21 protein-coding genes and 1 riboswitch are annotated in these 22529 nt (G+C 71.7%); of the genes, 8 read left to right on the forward strand and 13 right to left on the reverse strand.

Annotated elements, in window-relative coordinates; translation table 11 throughout:
* Positions 1 to 52: 52 nt before the first annotated feature.
* Entirely contained in the window at positions 53 to 826 is a 774-nt protein-coding gene (locus tag C8K30_RS09605; protein WP_108492686.1) for a VOC family protein, read from the forward strand.
* Between the two features lie 3 nt (positions 827 to 829).
* Here C8K30_RS09605 and C8K30_RS09610 read toward each other — a convergent pair whose 3' ends face one another.
* Complete coding sequence (locus C8K30_RS09610; RefSeq protein WP_108492687.1) at positions 830 to 1492, reverse strand: uridine kinase; 663 nt, start codon at positions 1490 to 1492, stop codon at positions 830 to 832.
* 196 nt (positions 1493 to 1688) lie between these two features.
* On the opposite strand from C8K30_RS09610, the gene C8K30_RS09615 reads away from it, so the two are divergent.
* The gene (locus tag C8K30_RS09615) at positions 1689 to 2489 is read left to right on the forward strand and encodes a hypothetical protein (protein ID WP_146197403.1); all 801 of its coding nucleotides are present in this window, start codon (positions 1689 to 1691) and stop codon (positions 2487 to 2489) included.
* On the opposite strand, the gene C8K30_RS09620 is transcribed toward C8K30_RS09615, so the two are convergent.
* Genes C8K30_RS09620 through C8K30_RS09635 form a run of 4 tightly spaced genes read right to left on the reverse strand, consistent with a single transcriptional unit; the run spans position 2464 to position 5361 of the window.
* Positions 2464 to 2955, reverse strand: coding sequence for a CoA-binding protein (locus tag C8K30_RS09620; protein WP_108492689.1), 492 nt, complete (start codon positions 2953 to 2955; stop codon positions 2464 to 2466). The genes C8K30_RS09615 and C8K30_RS09620 overlap by 26 nt on opposite strands.
* Positions 2952 to 4349 carry an O-acetylhomoserine aminocarboxypropyltransferase/cysteine synthase family protein gene (locus tag C8K30_RS09625; RefSeq protein WP_108492690.1) on the reverse strand — a complete coding sequence of 466 codons (1398 nt, stop codon included), beginning with the start codon at positions 4347 to 4349 and terminating at the stop codon, positions 2952 to 2954. Before C8K30_RS09625 ends, C8K30_RS09620 begins: the two co-directional genes overlap by 4 nt.
* Positions 4346 to 4552: a hypothetical protein gene (locus C8K30_RS09630; protein ID WP_108492691.1), complete on the reverse strand. Its 207-nt coding sequence runs from the start codon at positions 4550 to 4552 to the stop codon at positions 4346 to 4348. The genes C8K30_RS09625 and C8K30_RS09630 overlap by 4 nt, the downstream gene beginning before the upstream one ends.
* Positions 4549 to 5361, reverse strand: a complete 813-nt coding sequence (locus C8K30_RS09635) for an ABC transporter permease (RefSeq protein ID WP_233257086.1) — start codon at positions 5359 to 5361, stop codon at positions 4549 to 4551. Before C8K30_RS09635 ends, C8K30_RS09630 begins: the two co-directional genes overlap by 4 nt.
* 266 nt (positions 5362 to 5627) lie before the next feature.
* Between C8K30_RS09635 and C8K30_RS09640 the strand changes: the two genes are divergently transcribed.
* On the forward strand, positions 5628 to 9074 hold the full coding sequence (locus C8K30_RS09640; RefSeq protein WP_108492692.1) for a S41 family peptidase: 3447 nt from the start codon (positions 5628 to 5630) through the stop codon (positions 9072 to 9074).
* Positions 9075 to 9160: 86 nt separating this feature from the next.
* Here C8K30_RS09640 and C8K30_RS09645 read toward each other — a convergent pair whose 3' ends face one another.
* Positions 9161 to 10030 carry a class I SAM-dependent methyltransferase gene (locus C8K30_RS09645; protein ID WP_108492693.1) on the reverse strand — a complete coding sequence of 290 codons (870 nt, stop codon included), beginning with the start codon at positions 10028 to 10030 and terminating at the stop codon, positions 9161 to 9163.
* 170 nt (positions 10031 to 10200) lie between these two features.
* On the opposite strand from C8K30_RS09645, the gene C8K30_RS09650 reads away from it, so the two are divergent.
* The 4 genes from C8K30_RS09650 to C8K30_RS09665 all read left to right on the forward strand — a co-directional run bounded on the left by C8K30_RS09650 (position 10201) and on the right by C8K30_RS09665 (position 13794).
* Positions 10201 to 11256, forward strand: coding sequence for an AraC family transcriptional regulator (locus tag C8K30_RS09650; protein WP_233257087.1), 1056 nt, complete (start codon positions 10201 to 10203; stop codon positions 11254 to 11256).
* 90 nt (positions 11257 to 11346) lie between these two features.
* Complete coding sequence (locus tag C8K30_RS09655) at positions 11347 to 12144, forward strand: amino acid ABC transporter substrate-binding protein (protein WP_108492695.1); 798 nt, start codon at positions 11347 to 11349, stop codon at positions 12142 to 12144.
* Positions 12145 to 12188: 44 nt separating this feature from the next.
* Positions 12189 to 12848 (forward strand): amino acid ABC transporter permease, encoded by a 660-nt coding sequence (locus C8K30_RS09660; RefSeq protein ID WP_108492696.1) that lies wholly within the window; start codon positions 12189 to 12191, stop codon positions 12846 to 12848.
* Complete coding sequence (locus C8K30_RS09665) at positions 12835 to 13794, forward strand: amino acid ABC transporter ATP-binding protein (protein WP_108492697.1); 960 nt, start codon at positions 12835 to 12837, stop codon at positions 13792 to 13794. Before C8K30_RS09660 ends, C8K30_RS09665 begins: the two co-directional genes overlap by 14 nt.
* A gap of 165 nt (positions 13795 to 13959) precedes the next feature.
* Here C8K30_RS09665 and C8K30_RS09670 read toward each other — a convergent pair whose 3' ends face one another.
* Positions 13960 to 15150, reverse strand: coding sequence for an MFS transporter (locus tag C8K30_RS09670; protein ID WP_108492698.1), 1191 nt, complete (start codon positions 15148 to 15150; stop codon positions 13960 to 13962).
* Between the two features lie 81 nt (positions 15151 to 15231).
* Here C8K30_RS09670 and C8K30_RS09675 point away from each other — a divergent pair, with 81 nt between their 5' ends.
* On the forward strand, positions 15232 to 15546 hold the full coding sequence (locus C8K30_RS09675) for a helix-turn-helix transcriptional regulator (protein WP_108492699.1): 315 nt from the start codon (positions 15232 to 15234) through the stop codon (positions 15544 to 15546).
* A 15-nt stretch (positions 15547 to 15561) separates the two neighbouring features.
* On the opposite strand, the gene C8K30_RS09680 is transcribed toward C8K30_RS09675, so the two are convergent.
* The 6 genes from C8K30_RS09680 to C8K30_RS09705 form a co-directional block, all read right to left on the reverse strand.
* On the reverse strand, positions 15562 to 16380 hold the full coding sequence (locus C8K30_RS09680) for an ABC transporter ATP-binding protein (protein ID WP_146197404.1): 819 nt from the start codon (positions 16378 to 16380) through the stop codon (positions 15562 to 15564).
* Positions 16377 to 17495 carry an ABC transporter substrate-binding protein gene (locus tag C8K30_RS09685; RefSeq protein WP_108492701.1) on the reverse strand — a complete coding sequence of 373 codons (1119 nt, stop codon included), beginning with the start codon at positions 17493 to 17495 and terminating at the stop codon, positions 16377 to 16379. Before C8K30_RS09685 ends, C8K30_RS09680 begins: the two co-directional genes overlap by 4 nt.
* Entirely contained in the window at positions 17492 to 18322 is an 831-nt protein-coding gene (locus C8K30_RS09690; protein WP_233257088.1) for an ABC transporter permease, read from the reverse strand. The genes C8K30_RS09685 and C8K30_RS09690 overlap by 4 nt, the downstream gene beginning before the upstream one ends.
* A complete protein-coding gene (locus C8K30_RS09695; protein WP_108492703.1) occupies positions 18319 to 18612 on the reverse strand; it encodes a thiamine-binding protein in 294 nt (97 codons plus the stop codon). The genes C8K30_RS09690 and C8K30_RS09695 overlap by 4 nt, the downstream gene beginning before the upstream one ends.
* Positions 18613 to 18706: 94 nt before the next feature.
* Positions 18707 to 18829, reverse strand: a riboswitch (TPP riboswitch).
* Positions 18830 to 18958: 129 nt separating this feature from the next.
* On the reverse strand, positions 18959 to 19939 hold the full coding sequence (locus tag C8K30_RS09700) for a Gfo/Idh/MocA family protein (protein WP_108492704.1): 981 nt from the start codon (positions 19937 to 19939) through the stop codon (positions 18959 to 18961).
* A 120-nt stretch (positions 19940 to 20059) separates the two neighbouring features.
* Complete coding sequence (locus C8K30_RS09705; RefSeq protein ID WP_108492705.1) at positions 20060 to 22366, reverse strand: immune inhibitor A domain-containing protein; 2307 nt, start codon at positions 22364 to 22366, stop codon at positions 20060 to 20062.
* Between the last annotated feature and the right edge of the window lie 163 nt (positions 22367 to 22529).

The following is a 22529-nucleotide window of genomic DNA, read 5'->3' on the forward strand; positions in this document are numbered from 1 at the left end:
AGGTGGTGGTCCGGAGCACTCTCCGTGAGACGACCTCTTGAAAGGCAGAGCCATGACCGAACCAGCTTCCGCCGCCCCCGGCGCCGCACCGCCAACGTCTGGCGGAGTCGGTTCTCTGGACTCCGTGGTCCTGGACGTCCCCGACATCGTCGCCGAGGCGGAGTTCTGGAAAGCCCTGACGGGCGGCACCGCGTCGGAGGAGAACGACGACTGGATCACCATCGTGACCCCCGACCGGTGGGGCATCGCGTTCCAGCTCGCACCGGATCACATAGCGCCGCAGTGGCCGGGGCAGGAGCACCCCCAGCAGGCACACCTCGACCTGTACGTTCCGGACGTGGCGACCGCGAGCGCCCGAGCGGTGGAGCTCGGGGCGACAGTGCTGAGGGAGAACGAACGCTGGACCACCCTGGCCGACCCTGCCGGGCACCCCTTCGACCTGTGTCTCAAGGAGGAGGCCGAGGGCGTCACCGTCATGGGCACCACTATCGACTGCGCTGACGCGTCGGCGCTCGCCCAGTTCTGGTCGGGCGTGATGGGCGCCCCAGTGACCTACGACGCCGACGGGGTCGCCATGATCGGCAGCGCGAAGCCCCTGCTGTTCCAGTCCGTGGAGGACTACAACCCGCCGCGGTGGCCCGATCCCGCGTATCCGCAGCAGCTGCACCTCGATGTCGAGGTGCCCGACCTCGACGCCGGCGAGGAGGCCGTGCTCACGCTCGGCGCGACCCGCTTGCCGGGCGGGGGCGAAACCTTCAGGGTGTTCGCCGACCCGGCGGGGCACCCCTTCTGCCTGGTCCGCGAAAGCTCGCTGACGGTGAGCTGATTCTCAGGCGTGCACGAGGGCCGGGTGGTCCGGGTGGTCGAACCGGACCACCAGGTCCGGCACGCCCTCGATCTCCCGTGCGTACCTCTCGTGGGCGGGAACCGTCCACGCGTCCTCAGGCGGTGTCCGACGCCGGATCGTCGCCGGCTTGAGCGCAAGCTGCACCGAGACGTCGACGTCGAGTCCCCGACCGATCGCTAGTGCACCGTCGAGCACTACGACCGTGCCGGGTGCGGCACGGACATAGGCAGCCCGAGTGGCGCGGTCGGCGTCAGGGTCACGCAGGCTCGGTAGGTACTCCCCCTGCTCGACGACGCGCGTCAGCACCTCGCGGTTCAGCGCACCGACGTCGATCCAGCTGTCGAGCAGGCTGTCCGGGTCCTCGCGCCCTCGCTCGAGCCGGAGGGACCGCGGGCGGAGAAAGTGCCTGACACTGACGCGTGCGGTGGGTCGGCCGGCGGCTTCGAACGGTGCGACGAGGGCGTCTGCCAGCCGCTCGGGGTGCGTGGACGAGTGGCCGTCGACGAGTACCCGGACCGGAGCGGCGACGTCGGGCTGCCGCTGCCCCATCGGCTCATCGGCACGGGCCGCCGCGCGGGCAAGTACGAGGTCGACGATGCGCTCGACGAGGAGCGCCTCGCTGACCGGTTCAACGCGTGTGCTCATCGTGCAGTGACTCTAGTTGCGAAAGCGAGAGACCTTCCCGACGGCGCTTCAACGGAACGAGCGCGACCACAGGACGCCTTTTTGGCTCTTCGTCCACAGATCGCGGATCTGCCGGCCCCAGGCGCCGCCGACCGGTCCAAGATCGTGGCCAAGGCGAAAGCCGGGACAACGACCACACGGTCCGGAGGGAGGATGCATGGCGCCAAGGCAGCAGGAGCAGCGCGGTGACCGACAGGAGCTGGAGCGACGGGTGGGAGGCCGGCCGGGTACGGGGGCGCCCGTCATCGACCTGGACGCACACCGACGGGACCGCGAACGGCGTCAGGCAACCGCGGGTGCCGAGGCTATCGAGGAACCACCGGGCTGGCTGCTGCGCTCCCCCGCATACCGGGTCGTGGAGAGTCTCGCGCCCTGGGCCGGGATCGCCGACGGCGGCAGCTTCGCCGCACTGCTCGACGACCCGATCGACGCACACCTGATCCTCACGAGGTTCCCGTCGCACGCCCTTGCCCGAAGCTTCTGCGGCGGGCCGACGCTCGGGCAGGTCGGGCTCGCCATCACCCGGGAGCCGCACCAGATCAAGGCGCGCGTCTGGGTAGGCGGGTACGGAACGCCGGACGAGGGGATCAGCGTCGCGGCGGTCTACGTGCGGTTCGAAGGCGCCCCCTCGGACACTGACGCCCGAGCCGGACAGCACCCCGCGCTCTGGGCGTGGGTCACCGACCGGCTCGGATACGACGGCGAGGAGCCCCGCTGGCCCGAGCCCGACGAGGTCGTCCGGGACCGCACGGACGTGCGCGATCCCGGGGTCTGGTGGCGGGTGCGGTGGGGCCCCTCGCGCGCTCCGTTCGCACGGCAGCCCCCGGCCGGCGTCGGCTCACTACCCGTACGTCGACCGAAGGCCGTGCCGAGCCCCGAGCCCGACCGACCAGGTCGGCGGGAGCAGCGAGGTCCGCGAGATACCGGAGGTCCTAGCGGTCCGCCCGGCGGGAGCTGATCACGCCCGTGTCGAAGCCGGCCAGGTGCAGCCCGCCGTGGAACCGTGCGTGCTCGATCTTGACGCACCGGTCCATCACGACGTTCAGCCCGGCGGCCTCGGCCTTGCGCGCCACGTCCTCGTGCCACGAGCCGAGCTGCAGCCACAGCGTCTTGGCCCCCACGGCCAGCGTCTCGTCCAGCACGGAGGGCAGGTCCTCGTGCCGCCGGAAGACGTCGACGAGGTCGGGTACGACGGGCAGCTCGGCCAGGCTCGGGTACACGGGGTGCCCCAGGATCTCGGTCGCACGCGGGTTCACGAAGTACACGTCGTACGCAGAGGAGGAGAGCAGGTATGTCGCCACGAAGTAGCTCGCACGAGCCGGGTTCGCCGACGCCCCGACGATCGCTATCGACCTGGTCGAGCGGAGGATCCGCAGCCGGTCCGGGGCGCTCGGTCCCTGCCACGTTCGGGTGGTCTCGCTCATCGGTTCACTCCGGTCGCCTTGGTCAGGGCCTGGTCGAGATCCCAGAGGATGTCCTCGAGGTCCTCCAGGCCCACGGAGATGCGAATGAGGTCCTCCGGCACGCCTGCCGCCTCGAGCTGCTCACCGGAAAGCTGCTGGTGCGTGGTCGACGCCGGGTGGATCACCAGGGTGCGCGAGTCGCCGACGTTCGCCAGGTGCGATGCGAGCTGCAGCGACTCGATGAACAGCCGGCCGGCATCACGGCCGTCGAGCTGGGGCGCGTGGCCCTCGACCGGAAGTGGCTCGCCGACCGGCTCGTCCCCGTCGGCCGCCGCGCCTCCGCCGTCGGGCACCCCGCCGTCCGCCGGGACCTGCAGGCCGAACGCGAAGACCGAACCCGGCCCGAGCGGCAGGTACTTCAGCGCCCGCTCGTAGTGCGGGTGGGACGGGAGGCCGGCCCACAGCACGTAGGAGACGCGCGGGTCGGCGTCGAGCCACTCGGCGACGGCACGGGCGTTCTGGAGATGCGCGTCCAGGCGGTGCGGGAGGGTCTCGATGCCCTGCAGCAGCTGGAAGGCGGACTGCGCCGAGAGCGCGGGGCCGATGTCGCGCAGCTGCTCGGACCGCAGCTTGGTGAGGAAGCCGTACTCGCCGAAGTTCCCCCACCAGGTCACGTTCCCGTAGGACGGTACGGGCTCGGTCATCTGCGGAAACTTGCCGTTGCCCCAGTCGAACCGGCCGGACTCCACCACGACGCCGCCCAGCGTCGTGCCGTGCCCGCCGAGGAACTTCGTCACGGAGTGGATCACGATGTCCGCGCCGTGCTCGATCGGGCGCACCAGATAGGGCGTGGCGAGCGTCGCGTCGACGACCAGCGGGATGCCCGCGGCGTGGGCCACCTCGGCGAGCCCTTCGAGGTCGGCGATCTCGCCCGACGGGTTGGCCACGACCTCGGTGTAGAGGATCTTGGTCTCAGGCGTGATCGCCGCGGCATAGTCCGCGGGGTCGGTCCCGGGCACGAAGGTCGTCTCGACCCCGAACCGGCGCAGCGTCACGTCCAGCTGCGTCACCGTTCCGCCGTACAGCTGCGCGGAGGCGACCACGTGGTCCCCCGCCCCGACGAGCGCGGCGAAGGTGATGAACTCGGCCGACATGCCGGACGCCGTCGCGACCGCGCCGATGCCGCCCTCGAGCGAGGCGATGCGCTCCTCCAGGGCCGCGACCGTCGGGTTGCCGATCCGGGAGTAGATGTTGCCGTACTTCTGCAGCGCGAAAAGGTTCGCGGCGTCGTCGGTGTCCTGGAACACGAACGACGTGGTCTGGTAGATCGGCACCGCCCGTGCCCCGGTCGCCGCGTCGGGGATGCCCCCGGCGTGGAGGGCCCGCGTGCGGAACCCGAAGGTGTGCTCGGTCATCGTCCTGCCTTCCTCTCCGCGACTCCCGCTGCCAGGACGGCGCGGATGTCGTCGACGGCCCACGGGTTCTGCAGCGACGTGATGTCGCCCAGCTCCTCGCCCTGCCCCAGCGGCGCCAGGCGCCGCATGATCCTGTCAGACCGCGTCTTCGGGATGGCGTCCGGGACGGCCACATCGGGCACGGCCGCCTCCGACGTCGTCATGCCCACCTCCGCAGGAGGCGCCGCTCGGCCAGGCCGATCAGCGCGTCGGTCAGCTTGCCCAGCACCGCGAGCAGCACTATCGCCAGCAGGATGCGGTCCACGCGGCCGTTCTGCTGGGAGTCGTTGAGCAGGAATCCGAGGCCCATCGACGACGCGATGAGCTCGGCGGCCACGAGGAACAGCCACGACTGCGCGAGCGCGAGCCGGAGTCCGGCCACCAGCGAAGGCAGCACCGCGGGTAGCTGGACCACCGACAGCAGCCGCAGGCCACGCAGCCCGAACGCCCGCCCGGCCTCGACCAGGTGCGGGTCGACGTGCCGCAGTGCCGCCGAGATCGTCGTGTACACGGGGAAGAACGCGCCGATCGCGATGAGCGTGATCTTCGATTCCTCGCCGATCTTGAGCCACAGGATCAGCAGCGGCACCCACGCGAGGGACGGCACGGCGCGGATAGCGCCGAGCGTCGGCGCGAGCAGGAGGTCGCCGAGCTTGGAGAGCCCCACCAGCGAGCCGACCGCGAGACCCGCCGCCGCCCCCAGCGCGAACCCGATGAGCACGCGCTGCGTCGAGATCGCCACGTGGTGTCCGAGCTGGCCGCGCTGGACGAGGTCCACTGCCGCGTCCCACACCGCCACCGGCCCGGGCAGCTGGTACGGCGGGACGAGCCCGGCCGCCGTCGTGCCCCACCACACCGCGAGGAGCGCCACCGGAACGAGCAGCCCCAGTGCGACCCGGCCGGCTCGGCCGGCACCGGCGATCGACGGGTCGCCTGTGGATCCGGCTGTGGACGGGGCTGTGGGCAGAACCATGGGTGTCCATCCCTCGCGGTCGGTCCGTGCAGTGGGCTGGCGCTGTGCACCGACATGGCCCCGGACCATTCCGGGCGACAAGCCCGAAGGGGGCGGTCAGTCATCTTTTATCAGGCAATGTCGATGAACCTCATAGAACCGGACGATGTAAGCCCCGCACCAGACCGTTTCATGATGTGAGACCACCATGTGGACGCCTCAGCCCACACCTTGCTGCCGTCGCGACTTCCGGTGACGGTGTCAGACGCCGCGAGTACGTTGAGCCGGTGACCCAGCCCTATCTCCGCTTCCCCCACATCCACGGCGACCAGGTCGCGTTCGTGGCCGACGACGACGTCTGGCTCGCCCCGGTGTCCGGCGGCCGTGCATGGCGCTTGACCAGCGATCATGCACCCGCGAGCACACCCCGCTTCGCCCCCGACGGCAGGCGCATCGCCTACGTGTCCCACAAGGACGGCCACCCCGAGGCCTACGTCGTCGAGCTGGCAGACGGCGCCACGCGGCGTCTCACCTGGTTCGGCGGGACCACCACGATGGTCCTCGGCTGGGACGACGCCGGCCAGGTGCTCGTGTCGTCCAACGCCGGGACGCACGAACGCTCGCTGACGGTGGTCCGTGCGGTCGGGCTCGACGGCGCCGTCGAGACCCTGCGCTACGGACCCGCCTGGGGAGTGGCCGAGCACCGCGGGCCGGACGGGGCGCGTACGACGGCCCTCGTCTCGGCGGGCTACGCCACACCCGCCTACTGGAAGCGGTATCGCGGCGGCACGGTCTCGGTGCTCTGGCTCGACCGGAGCTCGGGCGACTGGCAGCGCCCCCTGCCCGACGACGAGGCCGGGATCTACGACCCGATCTGGATCGGCGACTCGCTGGTGTTCACCTCCGACCGCGCGGCGACGTTCCCCGACCACGCCGACGAGCAGGCGAACCTGTGGGTCTGGGACGGCCTGGCTACCGGCACGCACGCGGCCGAGCCCCGGCTGCTCACGACCCAGACCGAGACCGAGGGCTACGTGCGCGACGCGACGTCGGACGGCGCGCGCATCGTGTGGCACAGCCGCGGCGACCTCTGGCTGCTCGACGGCCTGGACAGCTCCCCGCGTCGTCTCGACATCACGCTCACCGGCGCCCTGCCGCAGCCCTACTCGACCGACCCGGACTCGACGGCGCGCGGCATCGACGGACTCGCCGTCGACCGGACCGGTGACGCGAGCGTCGTGGGCTGGCTCGGCACCGCGTTCTGGGTGACCCACCGCGCGGGACCCGCGCGGGCGCTGGTGGCCGACCCGTCGGTCCGCGTGCGGGAGCCCGCGCTGCTGGGCGACACGGGCCGTGCCGTCGTGGTGACCGACGCGCCGCGCAGCACTGCGCAGGGCGAGAGCAGGGAGGACGCGCTCGAGGTGCACGCCCTGCCCGACGGCGACGGCGTGGACCCGGACGCCGCACCCCAGCGCTTCGCCGGCGGCGAGCTGGGTCGGGTGCTGCACCTGGTCGCGAACCCCGCGGGCGACCAGGTCGCCGTCGTCTCGCACGACGGCCGGATCAGCCTGGTCGCGCTTCCCGTGGACGAGCCTGCCGCCACGGGCTCGGACACAGCCGCGGACGACGGCGGCCGCGCCGCCGCGCCGGGCACCGTCACGCCGATCGGACGGTCCGCGAACGGGGAGGCGGACTCCCCGACGTTCTCCCCGGACGGGCGGTACCTCGCCTGGTCCAGCCCGACCGGGTCGAAGCGCGACCATCACCAGATCCTCGTGGCCGACCTGCACGCCGAGCACCCCACCGCGGCCGCACTGACCTCGGGCCGGTTCCACGACTTCTCGCCGGCGTTCACCGACGACGGCAAGTACCTCGTGTTCCTCTCCGACCGCACGTTCGACCCGTCGTACGACTCGCACGAGTTCGCGCTGTCCTTCAGCGCCGCCACCCGGCCGTGGCTCATCCCGCTGGCCGCGACCGAGCCCGCCCCGTTCGGACCGAGCGCCAACGGCTGGCGCCTGAGCAAGCCCGACGACAAGGACGAGGGCAGCGACAAGGACGACCCCGCCGACGGCGACCAGGACGGCGGCGACGAGAAGCCTGACGTGGCCGCGTCCCCCGACATCGACCTCGACGGCGCCGAGGAGCGCGTGGTTCCGTTCCCGGTCACGTCGGGGATCTACCGCGACCTGCTCGCCGCCAAGGGCGGGGTGCTCTGGGTGCACGAGACCGACGACGCGGGCGTCCTCGGCTCCCGGCACGCCGCCGTGGAGGACGAGCCGGCGCCCAACGCGCTGCAGTTCTGGTCGTTCGAGGCGCGCAAGGTGACCGACGTCGCGGAGCGGGTGCGCTCGTACGCGGTGTCGGGCAACGGTGAGCGCGTGGTGATCGGGTCCCGATCGGGCCTCAGCGCGCAGTCGGCCACGAGCAAGCCGGGCGACGACGACCCGAGCGCCTTCGACATCAACCTGTCGCGGGTGCGCTACGAGGTGGACCTGCGCGCCCAGTGGCGCCAGATGTTCGACGAGAACGCCCGGATCATGCGTGACCACTACTGGCGCGCGGACATGAACGGCATCGACTGGGACGGCGCGGCGGCACGATGGCGGCCGCTGGTGGACCGGATCGCCACGCACGACGACCTGGAGGACCTGCTGCGGGAGACGGTCGCCGAGCTCAACACGTCGCACGCTTACGTGCGGCAGCCCTACGAGCGCGGTGACTCCTCCCGCCGGCTCGGGCTGCTCGGCGCGGACCTCGTCCGGACGGGCGAGGGCTGGCGCATCGAACGGGTGCTCCCGAGCGAGTCGTCGGACCCCGGAGCACAGTCCCCGTTGCGCGCCGCAGGGGTGGACGCGCGGCCCGGCGACCTGATCGTCGCCGTGGACGGCCGGCCGGTGGATCCGGTGGCCGGCCCGGCGGCGAGCCTGGTGGGCGCCGCCGAGATCCCCGTCGAGCTCACGCTGCGCCGGACCTCGGCCTCGGCGGACGACGCGCCGGACGGCCCGGCGACGAGCAGGGACCGCCGCGTCGTCGTCGTGCCGCTCGCCGACGAGTCCGACCTGCGTTACCAGGACTGGGTCCGGTCGCGCCGCGAGTACGTCGCCGAGAGGTCGGGCGGCCGGCTCGGATACGTGCACGTCCCGGACATGGTGAGCACCGGGTGGGCGCAGCTGCACCGCGACCTGCGGCTCGCCGCGGACCGCGAGGGCATGGTCGTGGACGTGCGGTTCAACAGCGGCGGGCACACCTCGCAGCTCGTGATCGCCCGCCTCGCCGCGCGCGTCGTGGGCTGGTCGGTGAGCCGGCACCACGACCGGCCCAGCCCCTACCCCGCGCAGGCGCCGCGCGGCCCGGTCGTGCTCGTCACCAACGAGTACGCGGGGTCGGACGGGGACATCGTGAACGCCGCGGCGCAGGCGCTCGACGTCGGGCCCGTCGTCGGGGTGCGAACCTGGGGCGGCGTGATCGGCATCGACGGCCGGTTCGACCTCGTGGACGGCACCGGTATCACCCAGCCGCGGTACAGCTACTGGCTGGACGGCAAGGGGTTCGGCGTCGAGAACCACGGCGTCGACCCGGACATCGAGGTGCGGCACACGCCGGCGGACTACTTCTCCGACGTCGACCCGCAGCTCGAAGCGGGCATGGCCGAGGCGTTCCGCCGACTGGCAGAACGCCCCGCGGCGACGCCCCCGGCGCTACCGGAACCGCTGGTCCGCCGCCGGTCCTAGCCGCGGCGGCTGCCCCGTGACGTGTCGGGCCCACGGGTCACTCGGGTGGCCCGTAGGCCCGACACCTCGGAGTCGGCTGCGGCCCGTCAGGCGCGCGTGGCCTGCACGAACGTGATCGGCCCGTAGCGGTGCTCCACGTGCGCGATCTCGCGGGCGTCGGTGAACCCGGCGTCGGTGAAGAGACGCAGCAGGCCACCCTCCAGGTTCCGGGCCGTGTGCGGGTTGGCGGCCACGGCGGAGTGGCCGCGGCCGGCACCGCCGTGCTCACCCGCGCCACCGTGCCCGCGCACCCTGCCGTACCCGCCCCTGCTGCCGGGACCGCGCGTGCGCCCGCGCCCGTGCTGGTGCCCCTCCCCACCGGCCTGCCCGGCCCCATGCGCGCCGCCGGTCGCGCCATCTGCGCCGGTCGCGCCGGTCGCGCCGTCCGTACCAGTTGCGCCGTCCGCGCCGTCCGCGCTCCCGAAGTCCACTATCGTCACCTTCCCGCCCGGCCGGAGGGCCCGGAAGGCCTCCTGCCCGAACCGGATCCGCGCCTCGTCGGGCACGTGGTGCAGCGCGAGGGAGGACACGATGTGGTCGAGCGAGCCGTCGCCGGTGGGGAGCCGGTCGGCGAACCCCTGGACGAGGGTGAGCGGGACGCGGCGTCGGGACGCCTTGCGGGCCGCGACACGTAGGGCGGCGACGTCGGGGTCCAGGCCGGTGACCCGCGCGGCCGGCTGCGCGCGCAGCACGGCGAGCGACAGGCTCGCGGTGCCGCAGCCGACGTCGAGCACTATCTCGCCGGGCGCGATGCCCGCGAGCGCCGCCGCGCGGTCGTGCAGGGGCCGAACGCCGGAGAAGCGCGAGAACACGTCGTAGAACGGAAGCAGCCAGGGCTTGCCCATGCCCGGTAGGAACTCGCGTTCGCGTTCCTCCGGGGTGCGGTGATCGAGGATCCGCACGGTAGTGCTGTTCATCCGAGTGCCTTCCGTCAGTTGCTGCGCCGGTGGTCACGCCGGGCCTGCTGCGCAGGTCCCGCTGCCCTCCAGCATTGGACATCCTGTGGTCCGGTAACAGGATGGAACTCGGGGACGATCGCACGATCCTTGGTCGGCACCCGCGGCGGAACATCGGTAGCGTCGGGCGCGTGACGACGGAAAGGCAGGCGCGGGCGCCGCGATCCCCGGGCCGGGCCCGCTACCGGCTGCGCACGGTGCGCCCGGACGGCACGCCCGTCTACCGGTACCCGCTGCGCCTTGGCATGCCGCCGATCCAGGTCACCCGGATCGACTTCGAGGTGGACCACCCGCACCTGCCGCCGGACCACCGGCACGCGCACGACTTCCTCGTGCTCGTCTACATCGAGCGGGGCGGGGGCGCGGTAGCCCTCGACGGCCGGACGACGCCGCTGCGCGACGGCGACCTGCACGCCATCCCGCCGGGACAGGCGATCGGAGCCGCGACGCTCGCCGACCTCCAGCACTGCCGGGCGTGGAGCGTGGCCTTCACGCCCGACGCCGTCCCCTCGCTCGCCTCGGTCTCGCCCCTCGCCTGGGCGCACCACCCGCTCCTGGCGCTGTTCGCCACCGACTTCGCCACGGACGCAGCCGCCGACCAAGCCACGGACACCGCCAGCACCAGCACCAGCACCAGCACCAGCACCAGCAAACACACCGCCGGCTCCGCCCTCCCGACCCTGCCCGCCATCGCGAGCGCCAACGTCCCCGAGGCCGAGCGCCCCCGCTGGTCGGCATGGTTGACGGAGCTGACGGAGGAGCTGGCGGAGCCCGGCCGGGTAGGGGCGCGCGATGCGGCGTCCGCCCTGCTGACGCGGATCCTGATCGCGGCGGCGCGGCTGGCGCCGTCGGCCCCCGCGCCGCCCGACCCGCTCGTGACCCGCGTCTTCGACGAGATCGAGGCGACGTTCGGCGACCCGGTCTCGGCGGCCGACGTCGCTCAGGCGCTGGGCTACACGCCCGGCTATCTGACCACGGTGGTCCGCGAGCGCACGGGCCGCACTCTGCTCGAGTGGATCACCGAACGCCGCATGACCGAGGTGCGCCGGATGCTCCGCGACACCGACCTGCCGCTCGCCGTCGTCGCCGCGCGCACGGGCCTGCGGGACGCCACCTACCTGGTGCGGCGGTTCAAGGACCGGTACGGGATCACGCCGGACCGCTGGCGCCGGAACGAACGGGCCTGAGCGAGCGGGGTGAGTTTGGTGTTGCCATCGGCTACTTTTGGGGCACGCATCGGCAAGGCCGATATGTGTCACTCATCGAACGGAGCCTCCATGTCTCGCAACCGCGCCCTCATCACGGTCACCGCGGCCTCGGCCGCCCTCCTGGCCCTGACCGGCTGCGGCAGCTCCGGCGAGCCCGGCGGCCCGGGCGAGGAGCTCGGGCTGGTGTCCGGGGACACGCTCACGGTCGCCACCGAGGGCACCTACCGCCCGTTCAGCTACCACGACGAGTCGGACGAGCTGGTGGGGTACGACGTCGAGGTCGCCGAGGCCGTCGCCGAGAACCTCGGCGTGGAGATCGAGTTCCAGGAGACCCAGTGGGACGCGATCTTCGCGGGCCTCGACGCGGGTCGCTTCGACACCATCGCGAACCAGGTGACGATCACCCCGGAGCGCGAGGCCGACTACGTCTTCTCGACGCCGTACACCGTGTCGACCGGCGTGCTCGTGGTGGCTGCGGACAACAACGACATCGCCAGCTTCGCCGACCTCGACGGCAAGACCAGCGCCCAGTCGCTCACCAGCAACTGGAACGACCTCGCCAAGGAGAACGGCGCGACGGTCGAGGCCGTCGAGGGCTGGGCGCAGGCCGTGGCACTGCTGGAGCAGGGCCGCGTGGACGCCACGATCAACGACAGCCTGACCTACCTCGACTACGCGAACACCGAGGACGCCTCGGGCATCAAGGTCGCCGCGGAGACCGAGGAGGAGTCGCAGTCGGCATTCGTCGTGACGCCGGAGCGCGAGGCCCTCGCCGAGGCGATCGACGGCGCCCTGGAGGACCTGCGCGCCGACGGTACGCTCGCCGAGCTGGGCGAGAAGTACTTCGGCGAGGACGTCTCCGAGTGAGCGTCCGCGCGACACTTCTCCGCTGACCGCGGGGAGAGGGATACATGGACTGGCAGCTCGTCGCCGACTCGTTCTGGCCGCTCCTGCGCGGCGGCCTCACCGGCACCATCCCGCTCGCTCTTGTGTCGTTCGCGTTCGGGCTGGTGCTCGCGCTCGTCGTGGCGCTGCTGCGGCTGTCGCCGAACCCGGCGCTGTCGTGGATCGGCCGCGCGTACGTGTCGGCCATCCGCGGCACGCCGCTCCTGGTGCAGCTGTTCATCATCTTCTACGGCATGCCGAAGCTGGGGATCGTCTTCGAGCCGTGGCCCGCCGCCATCACCGCGTTCTCCCTGAACGTGGGCGGCTACGCGGCCGAGGTGATCCGCGCGGCGATCCTGTCCGTGCCCAAGGGGCAGTGGGAGGCGGGCTGGACGGTGGGCATGTCGCCGGCCCGGACGCTGGGCCGGATCATCCTGCCGCAGGCCGCGCGCGTGTCGGTGCCGCCGCTGTCGAACACGTTCATCTCGCTGGTCAAGGACACGTCGCTGGCCACGGTCATCCTGGTGACCGAGATGTTCCGCAAAGCGCAAGAGATCGCCGCGTTCTCCAACGAGTTCCTGCTGATCTACACCGAGGCGGCCCTGATCTACTGGATGTTCTGCACCGTGCTCGCCACCGGCCAGAACGCGATCGAGAAGAGGCTGGACCGCTATGTCGCGCACTGAGGACGTCTCGAACGGGGATCTCCCGAACGAGGACGCCCGGACCGCGGACCTGTTGATCGCCCGCGGCATCCAGAAGTCGTTCGGCGACAACCATGTGCTGCGCGGGGTGGACCTGAACGTGCGGCGCGGCGAGGTGATCGCCTTGATCGGCCCGTCGGGCAGCGGCAAGACGACGATGCTGCGCTCGCTCAACGGCCTGGAGACGCCGGACGCCGGGGTGCTGGAGCTCGACGGCGGGCCCGTGGTCGACTTCGCGGCACAGGCCGGTGTCGGGCACGAGGCGGGGAGCGACGCTGAGGTTGGCGCCGAGTCCGAGAACGGCGCCGGGTCCGAGGACGCCGCCGGGTCCGAGGACGCCGCCAGGACGACGGGCGCCCGGGGCTGGTCCCGCCGTCGGGCCGCCGCGCGCCTGGCCAAGGCGAACCGCGCCGCCCTGCGCGACCGGTCAGCGATGGTGTTCCAGCACCACAACCTGTTCCCGCACCGCACGGTGCTGGAGAACGTGATCGAGGGCCCGACCCAGGTCCAGCGGGTCCCGCGCGCGACGGCGATCGGCCGCGCCGAGGAGCTGCTGGCCCGCGTCGGCCTCGCCGACAAGCGCGATGCCTATCCGCACGAGCTGTCCGGCGGCCAGCAGCAGCGCGTCGGGATCGTGCGCGCGCTCGCGCTCCAGCCGGACCTGCTGCTGTTCGACGAGCCGACGTCGGCCCTCGACCCCGAGCTGGTGGGCGAGGTGCTGACCGTGATGAAGGAGCTCGCGGACGAGGGCTGGACCATGGTGGTGGTGACCCACGAGCTGCAGTTCGCGCGCCAGGTCGCGAACGAGGTGCTGTTCCTCGACGGCGGCGTGGTGGTCGAGCGCGGCGCCCCCGCGCAGCTGTTCAGCAACCCGGCCGAGGACCGCACCCGCCGCTTCCTCGACCGGATCCTGCACCCGCTCGACTAGCTGCGGCTTGTATCCCGCGCCGGGACCTGTCAGCCGGCGGCTGCAGACTTTGTCGTACCCCGATCTGCCGAGTGCAGACCTTGTTGCGGGTACGGGGTCACTATCCGCAACAAGGTCTGCACTCACTGATGACCGGAGGTAAAGAAGTCTGCAGTCGGATACCGGCTAGGCAGGCACCGCCAGCCGGTGCCGCACCACGTAGCCCAGGGCGAAGGCGCCCAGGGCGGCCGCCGTGGCGGCCGCACCGAGCAGGTCGAGCCAGCCGGCCCCGAACGGCAGCACGCTGGCGCCCAGGACCGGCGCGAGCGCGATGCCGACGTACATCGCCGTGGAGTACCAGGACAGGGCCACGCCCGCGGTGGCGGGGTCGACGTCGACCAGGCGGTGCTGGACGGGTACGAGGGCCGCCATGTTGACCACACCCCAGACCCCGAACACGATGGCGGTCGCGACGTACGAACCGCCCACCGCGAACAGCGCGACGAGGGCGAGCGTGTCCACGGCCAGGGCGACGACGGCGGTGGTCCGCGCGCCGAACCGGTCGGTGAGGTGGCCGCCGAGCCAGTTGCCGATCACCCCGCCGACGCCGTAGACCCCGAGCAGCACCGCGAGAGCGGTCCCGCTGCCGTCGGTCGCCTCGTGGGTCACCGCCGAGCTGAAGACGTAGACCACGTTGAACGCGACGGTGAGCAGCAGGGCCGCGAGCAGGGCCAGCCCGATCCGGCCGTCGCGCAGCACGGCGAAGCGTGCCGAGAGGCTGGGCACCGCGCCCGCCGGCATGCCCCGGGTGAGGAGGGCGATGGCGACGCCGAGCAAGGCGGCGAGCACCGCGATGGTCCCGAGGGCGAGCCGCCAGCTGCCGAGGGAGGCGAACGCGGTGCCGAGCGGGGAGCCGACGGCCATGGCCAGCGTGAACCCGAGGCCGACCACCGAGAGCGCCCGTCCGCGCTGCTCGGGAGGAACGATCGTGGGGGCCACGGCCATGGCGGCCGGCATGAGCGCCGCTCCGCCGACGGCGGCGAGGGCGCGGCCGATGTTGAACATCGTGATGTCGCTGGCGAGCGCCGCGACGGCGATCCCGACTGCGGTCAGCCCAAGCCCGGTCCCCATCAGGGCGGCGCGCGAGGTCCGGGCGAAGACGACGGAGACGACCGGGGAGAGGACGGCGACGATGATCGCGTACCAGGTGATCGCGTAGCTGACGGTGCTCGGCGTGACGCCGAGGCTGTCGGCGATCTGCGGGAGCACACCGGCGATGACGAACGCGTTGGTGGCGACGACGAACAGCGCCGCGGCGATCAGCGAGATCCTGAGGTAGGCGCCGCGCAGCGAGTAGGATTGTTCGATGAACGTCATACCGTTCAGCGTACTTAACCGTTCGATAGTTGTCGAACGGTTTCACGAACTCGTTCCGATCCCATTCAGCCGAGGTGAGCCATGGCCGACGACGACCCCTTCCCGATCCCGGACATGGCCGAGGTCGAGCTCGTCGACGTGCTCCGGGCCCTCGGTGACCCCGCACGCCTCCAGATCGTGCGCAAGGTGGCCGACGGCGAGCCGTGGCCCAAGACCGACGACACCTGGGGCCTGAACATCTCGAAGTCGACCCTGTCGCACCACTTCCGCACCCTGCGGGAGTCGGGGCTCACGCGCACGATCGTGCACGGGCGCACGCACGACATCCAGCTGCGGCGTGCGGAGCTCGACAAGAAGTTCCCCGGCCTGATCGACGCGATCCTGCGCGAGGGCTGACCCCGGCACTTCCCGTCAGTACTCGAGGGCTGCCAGCACCTCGTCCCGGGTCGGGTCCGCGGTGTCCAGCACCACCCGGCCCGGCCGGGCGCTGAGCACGACCACGCGGTCGGCCAGGGCGAGCGCTTCGTCGACGTCGTGCGTCACGAGCACCACGGCCCGCTGCCCGACGGCGGGGCCCGCGCTCGCTGCCGGCTCGCCCGGGAGGTCGCCCGCGGGCCCGACCCCGACGAGCCCCACCCCCGCCAGCCACTCGTTCATCCGCCGCCGCGTGATCGGGTCCAGCGCGCCGAACGGCTCGTCGAGCAGCAGCACGGGACGCCCGGCCAGGCAGGTCCGGAGCAGCGCGAGCCGCTGCCGCATGCCCCCCGACAGCTCGTGCGGCCAGGCGCGCTCGAAGCCCGACAGCCCGAACGTCTCGAACAGCTCGGCGGCGCGCGCCTCGGCGTCGGGCCGCGGGATCCGCGCGATCCGGGCGCCGAGCAGGGCGTTGGACCACGCCCGGCGCCACGGCAGCAGCCCGTCCCGCTGTGGCATCCACGCGGTGACGGGCCCGCCGCCCCCACCCCACGAAGCCGTTGCTCCGCTGCGGGACTTCGCGGGGACCCCGAGCGCGGCTCCGCCGTCGGGCAGCGTGGGCAGGGCGAGCGTGCCGGAGACCGCCGCGCCCGGCGGCAGCAAACCGCCGAGCGCGCGCAGCAGCGTCGACTTGCCGCACCCCGACGGCCCGACGACGGCGACGAACTCGCCGTCGGCCACCGCGAGGTCCACCCCGTCCAGCGCCGCGACGTCGCCGAACCGGACGCCCAGCCCACGCGCCTCGAGGACGCTCACGGCCGGCTCTCGCCCGGCTCGACCGAGCCCGCTCCGTCCGAGCCCGTCCCGTCCGAGGCCTGCTCCTCCGAGCCCTTCGCGTCCGAGTCCGGCAGGTACTCGTCGGTCCAGGCGGCGTCCGTGTCGAAGCCGGGCTCGGTCAGACCCTCCTCCTCGAGGAACGCGACGAACTCGTCCCACACCTCGGCCCGCTGCGTGCCCCAGTCACCCGACGCGTACTGCGGGCCCAGCCACCGCGCGCTCGCCGAGACCAGCTCCGGGTCGAGCTCGGGCGCGGCCGCCAGCAGCACCTGCGCCGCACGGTCGGGGTCGGCCGCGGCCTCCTCGTACCCGCGCGACAGTGCCGCCAGGAACCCGCGCGCGACGTCGGGGTCCTCGTCGAGCAGCTTCTGGGACGTCGCGACGAGCGGCGTGTACCAGTCGGGGATGCAGTCGAAGTGGTCGCGGAAGGCGATCGTGTCGACGTCGAGCCCGTCGACCTCGCCCAGCCGGATCGTGTCCCACGCGTCGAACACCCACGCGGTGTCGAACTGGTCCTCCGTGAGGCCGATGCGGAAGTCGTCGCTGACCAGGGGCGTGAACTCGACCTTCGCGGGGTCGCCGCCGTCGCACTCGACGAGCTTGCTGATCAGGGCCTTCTCGAGGTCGGACTCGTACGAGCCGTACCGCTTGCCCTCGAGGTCCTTGGGGCGGGTGATCCCGTCCTCGGACAGGCTGATCAGGGACGACGTGTTGTGCTCGATGACCGTGGCCACGGAGACGACGTCGGCCCCCGCGGCCCGCGCCGGGACCAGGCCCTCCGCGACGGAGTAGGCGAAGTCGGCCTGGCCGGCCGCGACGAGCTGCAGACCGGAGGTCTCGCCGGGCTCGACGATCTCGACGTCGAGCCCCTCCTCCTCGAACCAGCCCTCCGACTGGGCGAGGTAGAGGCCGGAGTGGTTGGTGTTGGGCGTCCAGTCGAGCACGACGGTCACCTCGCGCAGGCCGCCGTCGGACGCCGCCTCGGACGGGCCGGCCGCGCACCCGGCGAGGGCCAGGGGCACGATCGCGGCGAGGGCCAGGGCGGCTGCGCGGGACGAGCCGACACCGGAAGGGACGATGCAGGAGAGCTTCATGACTTTCCTTTCTGCCACGGCGTCGCGACGCGGGTCAGCGTCGCGACGAGGGCGAAGAACAGGCCGGACAGGAGGGCGATCAGGACGACGCCCACGAAGATCTGGTCCACGGCGTACGCCTTGCGGGACCGCTGCACGAACACACCGAGCCCGGACTGCCCGGCGAGGTACTCGGCCACCACGGCCGCGCCCACCGCGTACGTCGCGGCGACCCGGAGCCCCGCGAGCGCCCCCGGGATCGACGCCGGCAGCCGCACCAGCAGGAACTGGTCCAGGCGCGTGCCGCCCAGGCCGGCCACCATGTCGGAGTGCTCGGCGTCGACCGCGCGCATGGCGCCCACCGCCGAGACGAGCACGGGGAAGAAGACGGTGAGCGAGACCAGGATCACCTTGGGCAGCAGGCCGAAGCCGGCCCACAGGATCATCAGCGGCGCGAGCACCACCACGGGGACCGTCTGCGTGAGCACGACCAGGGGATACACGGCGTCGCCGGTCACGCGAGAGGCCGTGACCAGGATGCTCAGCACCAGGCCGGCGACCGTGCCGAGCGCGAGCCCGGCCACGGCCTCCGTGAGCGTCGTCGCCACGTGCGGACCGAGCAGGGGCGCCACTTCGACGGCGGTCCGCGCCACCTGCGACGGCGCGGGCAGCACGAACTCGGGCACGCCCGCCAGGCGCACCCACGCCTCCCAGACCGCGAGCAGCACGACGACGGTGGCGAGCGGGGCCACGATGCGCCCCGCCCGCCCCCGTCCGACGACGGGCCGCGATCCGGCCGCGGGCAACCGTCGGACGGCGGCCCGCCCGCGGCGAACGACCTGGCTCACGCCCGGAACTTGGTGACGAGGTCCGCGATGGTGGGGCCGGCGTCGTCGGCGCCCTGGCTGACCTTGATGTTGGACTGGACGCCGTCGGCGCCCGCGGCGAGCGTCGCCTCGTGGACGGCGCGCAGCAGCGCCCACACCTCGTCGGGGCTGCCCTGGACGAACGTCCCCATGGCGCCCACCTCGTAGGTGAGCCCGGACGCCTGGATGACGGCGATGGCGGCGTCGACGTACGCGTACTTGGCGTCGGGCGTGCCGCTGGGGCGGGGAGAGACCTGGATCTCGGCGAGCATGTGCGACCTCCGTGCACGGGCAGGCCAGAGGTCGCCGATCCTGACTTCAGGGCGCGCGGCCACGTCCCCCTCGGGGACGGCCTCGACCGAACGCCCGTGCCGTCAGGCACGTCCTTCCGCTGGCATTACCCAGTTCAAGTGATCGGGTCGACGGCGTCGGGCAAGAGCCCAGGCCATCCTCTCAGCCCGGCTACCCCGAGCTCCCCGCGTTGGCGCACACACCGTACATCCCCTCGCCGCCCCAACGGAACGCCGAAGACCCGTCGAGATCTGGTGCTGACGTCGAGATCTGGTGGCGCACGACCAGATCTCGACACCAGCACCAGATCTCACCGGGTCTTGGGGGTCACTCTCCCGGGTACTTGAGGCCGATCTGCTCGCGGATCGTGTCCAGGGTGGCCATGATTGCTACCGTCTCCGCGCGCGGGAGGAGCGGGCTGTCCAGCTCGCCGGCCGCGACCAGGCGCTCCGCCTCGGCGGCCTGGAACTGCATGCCGCGGCCCGTCACCTCGGCGGTGAAGGTCTCGGTCTCGGTCCCCGCGGCGTCGTAGACGTGGACCGTCGTCGGGCTGTACCAGACGGCGTCGATCTCGATGCGGCCCTCAGTGCCGAGGATCGAGGCCCGGTTGGGGCCCCTCGTGTCCGACGCCGAGATGGTCGTGGCGACCCGTGCGCCGTCGTACCCGAAGATCGTGGCGATCGTGGCGTCCGCGCCCGTCTCCTTGAACGTCGCGTGCGACTGCACGGTGAGCGGCTCGCCGAACAGGTCCCACGCGAACGAGACCGGGTAGATGCCCAGGTCGAGCAGGGAGCCGCCGCCCAGGGCCAGGTCGTTGATGCGGTGCGCGGGGTCGTCGGGCAGGTCCTGGGTGTGGTCCACCAGCAGGGTCCGCACCTCGCCGAGCGCGCCCGAGGCGATGATCTCCCGCACGCGCGCCATGTGCGGCAGGTACCGGGTCCACATGGCCTCGAGGGCCACGAGCCCCTTGGCCTCGGCCAGGTCCGTGACCTCGCGAGCCTCGGCAGCGTTGACCGTGAACGGCTTCTCGATCAGCACGTGCTTGCCGGCCTCAAGCGCGAGCTTCGCGGCCTCGGCGTGCATCGGGTGGGGCGTGGCGACGTAGACGATGTCGACCTCGGGGTCGTTCACGAGGTTCTCGTAGGAGCCGTGCGCCGTCCGGATCCCGAAGCGCTGCGCGAACTCCTGCGCCTTCTCCAGGGATCGGGACCCCACCGCCTGCACGGTGAAGCCGTTGTCGTTCAGGTCAGATGTGAAGGCCGCGGCGATCCCGCCGGCCGCGAGGATGCCCCAGCGCAGGTGTGTCATGCGTTCGAGCGTAGTAGCGCCCCCGCCGAAGTAGAACCGTGGCGAGACAGAGCTGTGGCGCAGCCCCTGGTCAGAGGCTGCGCCACAGTTCCGTCTACTTCCGCACGATGGCGGGAGAGATCAGTTGACCTGGATGGTCATGTGACCCGTCCGGGCGTCCTGCGTGAGCACCTTGATGACGGTGCCGGTGCCGCCGACCTTCACCGAGTTACCCCGGTTCGCATCGTCGTAGTAGGCCAGCGGGTTGGTGTCGTCGAACGTCGACACGGGCTGCTTGCTGCCCGCGAGCAGCCTGGTCAGCGTTGTCGCCGAGGTCTCGCGGTGCAGCGAGATCCGATCGGTCTTCTGCAGGCCGAAGGTGGCGTCGTAGGACTGGATCCGGTTGCGGGCGATCGTGCCGTCCGACCACTTCAGGGTCTTGGGGTGGGCGTCGATCGGCAGCGCCTGGCCGCCACCCGGGTGCTGCGACACGTTGTTGTCGCCGAACCGGCTGTTCACGTACCAGATCAGCAGGCCGTCCTGGTACGGGAAGTGCTCCACCCTGTTGCTGTTGGTGAAGCCCCAGCCGAAGTTGTACGGGCCCTCCTTGAGGGTCGCGTCGTACCCGCCGTACACGCGGTTCTCCGCCACGTAGTAGTGGGTGTACGTGACCTCGTAGGTGCCGTCGGCGGCAACCGTCTGGAAGCCGTCGGCGGTCCAGTCGGCCGAGTCCTCGAAGTCCTCGGTCAGGGCGGTGCCCACGGCGACGTCGTCGACCAGGAAGCCCTTCTCGTTGGTGCCGCCGTCGCTCGAGTAGCGGAAGCGGACCGACGCCGTCTCACCGGCGTACGCCGCGAGGTCGGCCGTCAGGTCGACCCAAGCGCCATCAGAACTGCCGGTGATGCCGGCACCCGGGTTGGTGCCGTTCGGGTCGTCGTTCGTGGAGAGGTTGGTGGGCACGGCGGTCCAGGTCGCGCCGTCGTCCGTGGAGACCTCCACGAACGCGTAGTCGTAGTCTGCCTCGATGTCGTACCAGGTCTTGGCAGTCAGAGAACTGGCGGCCGGCACGGTGAACGACGGCGACGTGATCGTGTTGTTCAAGTCGTTGCCGGTGTTGGAGTAGACGAACTGGCCGTCGAACGGCGTTACCTCCACATCGACGTTCGCGACGCCGTCCGGCAGCGTCACGATCGCCGCCTGCTCACGCGTGGTGGCGTGGTACGACGGGCCGAGCTTGATGCGCTCGGTGTCGCCCGGCTCCACGACCTGGTAGTCGAGCCAGCCCAGGAAGAGCTTCTCGGTCGCGCCCATGTGGTTCGGCGTGGTGCCGATAGTCCCGTCGCCGTGGCCCATCCACGAGCCGGAGCTCATGAGGTTCCAGAACCCGGTACCGTTCTCGCCACCAGCGGTGTCGTAGTAGTCCGGCAGGCCGAGGTCGTGGCCGAACTCGTGCGCGAACACGCCGAGGCCGCCGTTCTCGGGCTCGGTGGTGTAGTCGCGGATCCAGATGTCGGAGTCACCGATCTTGATGCCGCCGAGCTTCTCGAAGTCGGCCGGGCCGTCCGAGCCGAGGCCGCCCTGGTTGACCGCCCAGCGGTGCGACCAGATCGCCGACTCGGGTGCGCCGGCCTCCTCGCCCTCGCCGGCGTGGATCGCCTGGAAGTGGTCGATGTAGCCGTCCGGCTCGGCGGTGATGCCGTCGCCGTCCATGTCGTAGCGGTCCCAGACGTCGAACGACTGGAGGTACGCGTCGATCTCCTCGGCGGTCTTGCCCGCGGCGACCTGCTGCTCGTACCAGGCGTCCGCGCTGTCCTGGACGAACCGCGTCATGTCCGTACCGGACTCCGTGGTTCCGTAGGAGGCCGTGCTGTACGGCACGGTGACCCAGTCGGACACGTCGCCCTGCAGGTCGAACCGGCCCGACGACATCTCGTCGTAGATGCCGGCGAACGACTCGCCGTCCTGGTCCTCCAGGCCGGTGAAGAACATCTCCTTGTAGTGCTCGCTCGAGAAGTCGGGCTCCCAGTACGTGGAGTTGTCGCTCCGCACCGGCTCCGGGATCTGATTGTGCGTCGGGCCCGCGGCGGCGTCCGGGAAGCGCTCGTCGGCCTGGTCGCCGAACTCCACCAGGATGCTGAACAGCTGCGCCGTCTCCTCGACGCCGTACTCCACGTACTCGCGCGGAGAGATCTCCACGACCTTGGACGCGTGCTCGCCCGAACCGCGGGTCTCGACCTTCGCCTCACCCGTGGCGACCATGTCCACGGCGAGCTGCCGCTTCTCGGTCTGCTTCTCTGCGAGGGCGTCGGGGCGGTTGTCCTCCTTGGCAGGTGCCGCCTGCTGCGGCACCTCCTCGGCAGGGGGTGCTGCCGAGGCGGTGATCGGTACGACGGCGGCAGAGAGCAGCAGAGCAGCTCCCGCACCGACAGCACAGATGCGTGGGTTCATTTTTCCTCCGTGAAGAGTGCGGCGTCCGGGACGAGGAGGTGATTCGGGTCGCCGGACCTGCGGGACACCTTTGTCCGAGTAGGAGGAAACCAGGGAATTATTACGACAATGTTGCCTACGACACATTTTGGTTCACGACGTATGCCGGAAATGCATGCATCGA

It is taken from the genome of Promicromonospora sp. AC04 (assembly GCF_003058225.1).
GTDB lineage: Bacteria > Actinomycetota > Actinomycetes > Actinomycetales > Cellulomonadaceae > Promicromonospora.